Origin of the sequence: Nonomuraea ceibae (genome assembly GCF_019396325.1) — a bacterium.
Classification (GTDB): Bacteria; Actinomycetota; Actinomycetes; order Streptosporangiales; family Streptosporangiaceae; genus Nonomuraea; species Nonomuraea ceibae.
Genome location: NZ_JAHKRO010000208.1, coordinates 1 through 7960, shown reverse-complemented (window position 1 = coordinate 7960; position 7960 = coordinate 1). Strand labels below are relative to the sequence as shown.

Here is a 7960-nt window from a genome sequence, read left to right as displayed (position 1 = left end):
GCGCTGACGTTGCGGCACAAGCGGTTCGATCACCGCCCACAGTTCGTCGCTGACCTCCCACGGCTTCAGCCTGGCCACCGTGCTCCTCTCGCTCGGCTACAGCGAGAGATCAAAGCACAACAACGATTATTCTGTTAGGCGCTCTTAGGCCGCACCACAGCAGGGCTGAGCCACGGCAAAGAGGCAATGACGCCTGCCGTGGCTCGCCCAGCTCGATCGGTGACTCACGAATCGCTTACGGTTCCCCATATCCACGGGGGAAGGTAATTCTTGTCCGAGTTCATGACGCCGCTGCCGCGCCATTTGACTCTGTACAGGCTTCCGCTCAGGTAGCGATCGACCTTGCGCGCGACAAACGTGTGGCCGCTGTGGTGGATCGTCGGCGTGTGCATGGCCTTCTTGTACCTGAACTTCATGCGCAGCGCACTCTCGAAGTAGTGGGCGAATCTACTGATCACACACTCGTCGATGTGAGTCACCAGGCACTCGTTGGCGGTAGTAGGGCGTGTTGCCACGTATACGACGTCGTATTTTCCTGCGTACACCTTCGTGCTGGTGTACGGCTTGCAGAGCTCGCCGATCTCGTACTTGATCTTCTTGGAGTACTGGAGGTTCGCGTTGAGCGACGCTCCTGGTGTCGTCGTGCCGTCCACCGATATGCCCATCGACGCGTTCTGCGTGACCTCGGTGGTGCTCTTTTCGTTGACGAAGCATACCTGGGCGGTGAACTTGGGCTTCAGGTGTTTCATCAGATACTTGTTAAAGTCTTTCTGATTCTCGCTCTTGTTGGTCGTCGCCACACGCATGTAGTTGACTATGTTGACCAGATCCCAGCGTTTCTCCGGCGGCAGCCCCCGTTCGTCGGTGACGTCTGTCTTTGGATTCCAGTAGGCGCTGAACCTGGTGGAGACGTACCAGCCCTTCACCAGTTTGTCGACGAGTCCCTGTCCTTCGCAGTTGATGTTCGGCCTGTTGCCGAATTGCTTGTTGTACTCGGTGGTGAAGGGCAGCTTCGAATGACAGGGCGGGAACGGGTTCGGGTAGTTCTGGCCTGCCCCGCCGTTGTCGTCGATGGAATCGCTGGGGTCCTCGTAGGCGGGGTTAGGGACATCGACGATGGTGATGTTGCCGCACCGGTCGAAGACGATGATGGAGATCGTCGATTCCTCTGGCTCCACCTGGCCAGGGTCGGATGCGGCAGGCGAGGTGGCGGTTCCCGAGATCTTCCACGTTCGCTTGACCTTGGCCGTCACCCGCACCTGCCCATCGGCCTGCGGTTGAACGGCGACGTCAGTGAGCTCGACGGTGGAGTCGCTTCTGGACTTGCCTGTCTCCTTCAGCGCCTCTCGGTCGGCGACGAGATCGGCGTTGAGCAGTGAGAGCTTGGCCGTGCTCGGCGCGCTCGGGGTGACCCCGGGAGCCTCCCAGACCGTGGCGGCGTGTCCTTCCAGCACGGCGTCCTGCGCCCGGTAGTAGTCCTTGATCCGGTCGATGTACGTCTGATCACTCGCGTCGCCGGCACGCGCGGACGGAGACTGCTCGATCCTGCACGACGTTCCACCTCCGACCGGAGGTGCGGGCCGAGGGGTGACCCTCACCGTCTCCCACCCGCTCTTGCCGTATGCGGTGGTGGAGCGCACCTTGATCGTATACGGATGATCGTTGGCCAGACCGTCGGTCACCGCCCAAGGGTCCGTGACCTCCAAGGTCTTGACCACCGCGCCGTCCTCGGCGGTCACCTCGACCTCGTAACCGAACAGCATCGCCCCGCCGCTGCGTTCGGGGATTCCCCAAGTGGCCACCGCGCTGCCGTCGCCGCCGGAAGCTGTCAGATTGATGACGTTGCTAGGCGGCCCCGCGGGCAGGTAGCTGAGCGCGAGCGAGGGAGCCTCCGCGGCCGACGCCTCCCCGAAAGAGATGACCTCGTCCTTGTTGGAGGTCAGCAGGAGCCATTGATTTTCGCTGCCGGCGATGTCGGCCTGCGGCGCGGTGAGGGGCAGTGTGTACGGCGTCGTGTCGCTCTCGACGTCGTCGGCCAGCTCGGAGCCCTTGGTGGCGGCGGTCACCGGGTTCTTCAGCGGGGTCGCCGAGACGACGGCGTCGGCTGGACAGACTCCAGTCGGGCAACTGGCCGTGCCGAGCTTGAGCATGATCTCCGACACTGCTGCTCCGTCGGGCAGGGCGTCCAGCCTTAGTCCGATCACCGCGGCGGTCTTGGCGGTGCCAGTGCCGCCGATGCGGATTGTCGTGGCGTCCTCGACCGGGCAGGGGGCGCCGTTGCAGGCGGAGGGGTCGGTCAAGGCCGTCTTGATGACGAAGCTGTCCTTGCCCAAAGCGAGGGTGCGGACCTCTTCCGGGGGATCCTGCGGGGGTGCGCCGGGGGTGGTGAAGCTGGTGGCCGCGGTTCTGGGGGTGCAGACGTCCGGCGCGGTGCTGGGCTGAAGCGGGGCGAGAAGGGCGACCTCGTCCAGATAGAGGATCGTCTGCGGGGTGGGGGTGTTGCCCAAGATGATCTGGATACCAGCGCGGGCGGCGCCAGGGGGTGCCGTGACAGCCGCATTGGCGGGCGTCCATTGGCCTTGATCGAGGTCTTGGGTGCCGCCGGAGCCGGACAGGTAGACGCCGTCGGCGTCGTAGAAGGAGATCCAGTAGTTGAGAAGTTCGTCGGTGGCGGGCTGCAGGAACCAGCCTTGGAGGGTGTAGGTCGAGCCGGCCTTCACCGGGATGGTCTTCTCCGAATATGCGTAGGCTTTCTGGTCGGTGCCGTTGGGGGTCAGGATCGCGGCGGCGGTGCCCTGGTGATACTGGGCGGTGCTGGTGGTCAGGGTCGCGCCGGTGGCCGTCCACGGAGCGGCACCGTTTTCGAAGAACGGGTTGGCGTTGAGTGGACGGGCGTCGGCCAGCGGCGGGGAGGCGCACGCCTGCATCTGCCAGGTGTAGGTGCTGCCTGGCCGGACGGTGTCGGGCGGGATCTGGAACGAGGCGCGTTCGCCGCCGTTGACGGTGCGGCCGCCGAGTGGTGACGCGCCTACTGGCAGGTTCTGGTCGTCGTAGAGGTAGTACCGTGCGGTGATGGGGCCGCCGGAGGGTCGGTTGACCATGCCGGAGAGGATCGGCTGGGTGGGGTCGGCCATGCCGGTCTGGGTGTCGGCAGGCAACGTGGGCGCGTCGCTGGTGATGCGATAGGCCGGGCTCTCGTTGCAGGAGGGCGGGGTGACGCCGCTGCGGCAGGCCTTGACGACGAACTTGAAGCTGGCCGGGTTGTCCAGGGTGAACACCTTGTCCAGCACCTGACCGGACGGGATGTCGTTGTGCGTGGTGGTGCCGGGCACGCCGACCAAGGCGCGGACCTCCTCACCGGTCAGAGCGCGCTGATAGACGTGCACATCATCCACGGACGCGTCCAGCTTGCCCGTCAGGTGGGGACGCCCGATCTCGAAGGAGCCCTGGGCGTTCCAGTCGATGGTGTGGACGCGTTCGCCGGCCAGGGCACCGTCGACGTACAGGCGGATCGTGCCTGCGGCCTGGTCGTACTGGGCGGCCACGTGCGTCCATTGGCCGATCTTGGCCAGATCCTTGGACTGGACCGCGTTCTCGTAGACGCGGTCGGGCCGGTCCTCGTGGATCACCGACCACCACCAGCGTTGGTCGTATTCGGGCGCATCCGAGGTGTGGTATTGCAGTGAGAAACCTGGCAGGTGGGTGCCCATCTGGGAGAACACCGTCTGTTCCGTGGTACTGCTGTTCAGCCGGATCCAGGCGGCGACCGTGAAGCTCTGGTCGGTGTTGATGACCGGACGGGTGGTGGCGGCGAACGCGCCGCCGGTGAGACCGACGGCCTGCCCGAGCTGGCCGGGGACCCGGGTGTAGGGGCCGGTCAGGGTGGCTGGGACGTTGTTGCCGGAGGAGTCCGAGACGGTGGCGCCGGAGGTCTCGTCGAACTTCCAGTGCGCTTTCTCGCCCGCTGGGAGCTGGGCGGCCGGGGCGGGCATGGTGGAGTGGTTGACCGTGACGGTGTAGTCCAGCGGGGTCGACTCAGGCACACGGGAGGTGTAGCCGACCTTGACGGTGGTGCTGCGGGCAATGGCGTCGTTGCCGTCGAGGGAGTCGATGGACTCGGCGGTGACGGTGGGGATCTCCGGCGGCAGAACCCAGTCGACGCTGAGCTTGGGCTTGGGACCGGTACCCACCAGCGCGGGCCAGAACACGAACGTCTCGTCCAGGTTGGCCGGCATCGGGGTTTCCGACGCCAGCCGCAGGATGACGCCGTGGTTGGGCCAGCCGCGCGCCCACTGACTGGTCATGTCGGTCAGGTTCCAGCTCCACACCGACCCGGCCGTGCTGGGCAGCGAACACGGGTCGACAGAGCCACGCGCCTCTAGCGTGCTGACCGGCTGGTTGCCCCAGTGGACGCTGGCGGCCGTCCAGGGTCGTGTGACCCGGCGGGCGATGATGCCCTGGAATTCGGTGCAGGTGGAGAACGTCTGGCGCAGGGTGAGCTGCATGGTGGCCTTGACGACCTGTCGGCCGGTGATCGGGGCCGTGTCGAAGGCCAGCAGCGCCCGCATCAGCCGGTCCTCGCGGGTGGGGTTGCCACTGCCGCAGCCGTTGCATGCTTGGAAGCGGCCGACCTGACCGGCGACGCCCATCCGTCCGCTCGGGCTCATGATGGACGCCTCCTGGGTCACTCCCAGGGTGGTGGTCGGGTCGATGGTGACCGGGTAGCGGGTGGCTGGGTCGGCCAGCCATTTCGGATCCGGCTTGAGCACCAGCACGCTCGTGGGGCCGCTGTTCTTGTGCACCGCTGCTTCGACGGAGGCGTGCCGACCGGCGCTTCGGGCGCCTGCGGCGTCCCACATCACCGGGGCCGGGGCCGAGGCCAGCCGTTTGCCTGTGGCGGTCGACAGGCGCAGTTCGCCGGACTTGGTGATCTCCACTTCGGCGTCTTCGGTCCGTATCGGGATGCGGAACTCGACCGGCCCGGCAGGGCGTTCGCGTAGCACCACGTCGTGGCGGAAGCCGGTGGGCAGGGCCGTGACCATCAGGTCACCGCCCCGCCCGGCGGCGCCTGGATAGGTGGCGACGTTGCCGTCGATCCGGGGACGGGGCAGCGGGGAAGGCCAGGACAGGCTGAAGCTGCGCCCCTTGCCCAGGGTCATGGACGCGAACGGGCCCTCACCGCCGAGGGAGAAGGCGACGTCGGCCTTGGCGAGTTTCGGCCGAAGCATGCCGTCCTTCTCCACCAGGGTGGGATCGAGCCAGGCCCAGGTGCCGTCCGGCTGTTTGAGCTGAGTTGGCGCCGAGTAGCTCTCCGTGGTCAGGTGCCCGTCCGGGTAGGCCCAGGTGCGTGACGTCTCGGTGAAGGCCGTGGTGGCCTCGACCGGCCGGTTGTGCTGCCGTGCCTTCGCCAGCGCGTCACGCAGGGCGGCGTCCGGGTCGTCAGGGCGAGGGAAGGTTAAGACGGTCGGCTGTTCGGCCTGTTCGGCCTGTTCGGCAGGTCCGGGGGATGGAGCGGCCCGCGCTGTGAAGGGAGCCGTCAACAGCGACACCCCCAGGATCAGCGCTGTGGCCACCGCGGTTCGGCGGTGGGGTAATGCGGACACGTTCATGTATCACCTCGTGAGCTCGTCAGAACGTTCGGCAGGAACGGGACGACAGTGGCGTTCGATGCCATGACCGGCATGAACGCGATCAGCTGCAGCGGATCATCTGCCGCGAGGGTGGGCCGATCGGACGCCGGCGTCGGGCAGGTCATGGCCGCCGGTAGTGGCGGGTCTGGGCGCTTCCGCTGGCCGGACTGATCGACGGCCGGACAGGGCGCGTGAGTCATGAGGGCTTGGTCGGGACGAGGGCACGGTCACATACCGCCTCCCTGGGCATGGAAGAAACGCAGAACGTAGGACAGTGCTTTCGTGCTGCCCCACCACGCGAGGGGCGTGCGCCGGACAGTGAAGTCACGCGCTCGCGCACGCCTCCGGACCGGCCTCGCGTCGTGAGGAGATCCGCCCGCGTCCGCTGCTGATCGCGCGGGCCTTCACAGCGTTGACCACGGTGTCCGCCCAGGCAACATCGCAGGCTGTCCCGGACAGCGGACGAGCTGTCCGGGACAGCCCGTAGTGGTCCCCGACCCTGGTCAGCAGGGGATGGCCACGGGTCTGATCCGGCCGCTGACGACCAGGCGGCAGAGTGCTCGAGGCTCGCCGTCTCCCCGTCGGGATGCGTCCTTGATCAGCCTGCCGGAAGCCGCTCCAAGCGGATGAGTTGTCCATCTGTGGAGGGCGAGCAGAGGCGCAGCGCCAGCCTGGCCCAGACCCGTGCCTTGTCGGCCTGATGGACGCCGACGCAGCCGGACCGCCCCGGTGCCCGCAACCGGAACGTACCGGCCTCCAGCGAGACCGGCTCCAAGAGCAAGTTCCGGGTGAAGCCTTCGTCGTCGCAGAACGTGTTGACCAGCCCCTGGCCCCTGTCGATGCCCATACAGCCGTCGCCGAAGACCGGATGTACGGTGGCAAATTCGTATATGCCGGACCTGCGGGGAATCAGGGTCACGGGGAAGCTGCTCGAGCACGGCGCCTGGTAGACCAGGCCGAGATCGCTGCCGGGCTTTTCCGCCAGGCACAGTTGCGAGGGCAGCAGCCGGATGCGGTGCCTGCCGGGGGGTACTGGCATCACACCGGGGGGTTGCTGGCCGGACACGGGAGAAGCGGCCGTAGCGCGCTCGGCGGGCTGCTCCGTGCTGGTGGCGGAGCCGGCTGTCGCCAGCAGGCTGGCCATGCAGACGGCCAGGCCGAGCGCCGTCCGCCACGGCCACCTGCGCCTACCCGGACGAGTCCAGGACACCTTGGCCGAGCCCGGGGTCGATGCACGCTCCTTTGGGCCCGCCTCTGGTTCTGCGTCCTCGGCCACGTCGGTCGCTTCAGCCATCCCGGACACATCGGCCGGGTCGGTGGCGTCGGCGAGCCGCAGACTCAGGGCGACCCAGGCGGCGACCGTGTCGTGATCAACGCCACATGCCCTGACGAATGCCGCCACGAGCGCGGGCCGTGGAACCCGGCCTCGTTCCAGGGCGCTGGCCAGCGTGCTGCGCGGCAGCACCTCACCCGCTGCTTCAGCCTGCTCCTCCAACTGTCGATACGTCAGCCCCGAGCAAGCTTTCAGGCGACGCATGGACGCCATGAACTCGGCAACGTTCTGTACGGTGTGCAGCTCAGGTGGATCGTCGGGCACGGCGTCTCCCCGTCGCGTTGAACAACCGAACCATCCAACGTGGTGCCGGTCTGTTCTAGGGGAATTCGTAGTGCTTTGTCCAGACAGCTTCGACCGCCGACGGGTTACGTCCGCCCGCAGCGCGGCTGGCTGCGCCACTTCGCCGGGCGGGCCGAGCTGGTGCGCACGCGCTTCACCGTGCTGCTGGTCGATGTCGGGGTCGATCCGGTGCCGCCCGCGCCGGCCGCCACCGCGTTCGGCGACGCCGTCGCCGCGGTGTTCGGGGCCCAGGTGGCGGCGGCCTCACACTGGCCCGAAGTTGGCAAGGTGTCGCCTTGGCGGCTGGCCAGCGCGGCCAGCCGCGGCCTGCTGCTGGCACCGTCCTGGCCTTGATCAACGACTAACACGAGCCGACCCTGACGCGGCCGAGCGTGCTTCTGCGAGCCTTCGCGGGTCCTGTCCCACGCCTTGCTGGAGGGCTGTGTTGACCAAGAGACGACGATCAGACCACGCCGCTGGAGCGCGCTCGTCGGATCGGCCTGTTCCGCTACATGCTGATCCGGGAAACCTCCGATCCGTCGCTGACCTCCCGTCAGCGTGGCGCGCTGGTGCCCTCGCCGCGTCAGTCCTAGGGCCTGTCTCAAAGTGTTGATCAACGCGTGTCGTAGCCGGACACGCGAAGAGGTCTCCGGTAAAGGGTTCAACGACCAAGAAGAACCTCATACCCCGGAGACCTCGTGGCCACCTTAGCGGT

The 7960-nt window shown here is 67.1% G+C and carries 3 protein-coding genes; 1 reads left to right on the top strand and 2 read right to left on the bottom strand.

Annotated elements, in window-relative coordinates; translation table 11 throughout:
- Positions 1 to 224 precede the first annotated feature (224 nt).
- A complete protein-coding gene (locus tag KME80_RS52485; RefSeq protein ID WP_219519576.1) occupies positions 225 to 5609 on the bottom strand; it encodes a LamG-like jellyroll fold domain-containing protein in 5385 nt (1794 codons plus the stop codon).
- A gap of 619 nt (positions 5610 to 6228) precedes the next feature.
- The gene (locus KME80_RS48870; RefSeq protein ID WP_219519568.1) at positions 6229 to 7227 is read right to left on the bottom strand and encodes a helix-turn-helix domain-containing protein; all 999 of its coding nucleotides are present in this window, start codon (positions 7225 to 7227) and stop codon (positions 6229 to 6231) included.
- Between the two features lie 75 nt (positions 7228 to 7302).
- Between KME80_RS48870 and KME80_RS48865 the strand changes: the two genes are divergently transcribed.
- Positions 7303 to 7599 carry a hypothetical protein gene (locus KME80_RS48865; RefSeq protein WP_219519565.1) on the top strand — a complete coding sequence of 99 codons (297 nt, stop codon included), beginning with the start codon at positions 7303 to 7305 and terminating at the stop codon, positions 7597 to 7599.
- Positions 7600 to 7960 lie beyond the last annotated feature (361 nt).

Bases quoted from the DNA above. Each gene is read 5' to 3' on its own strand.
- KME80_RS52485 (WP_219519576.1), bottom strand. From the start codon at position 5,609: ATGAACGTGTCCGCATTACCCCACCGCCGAACCGCGGTGGCCACAGCG.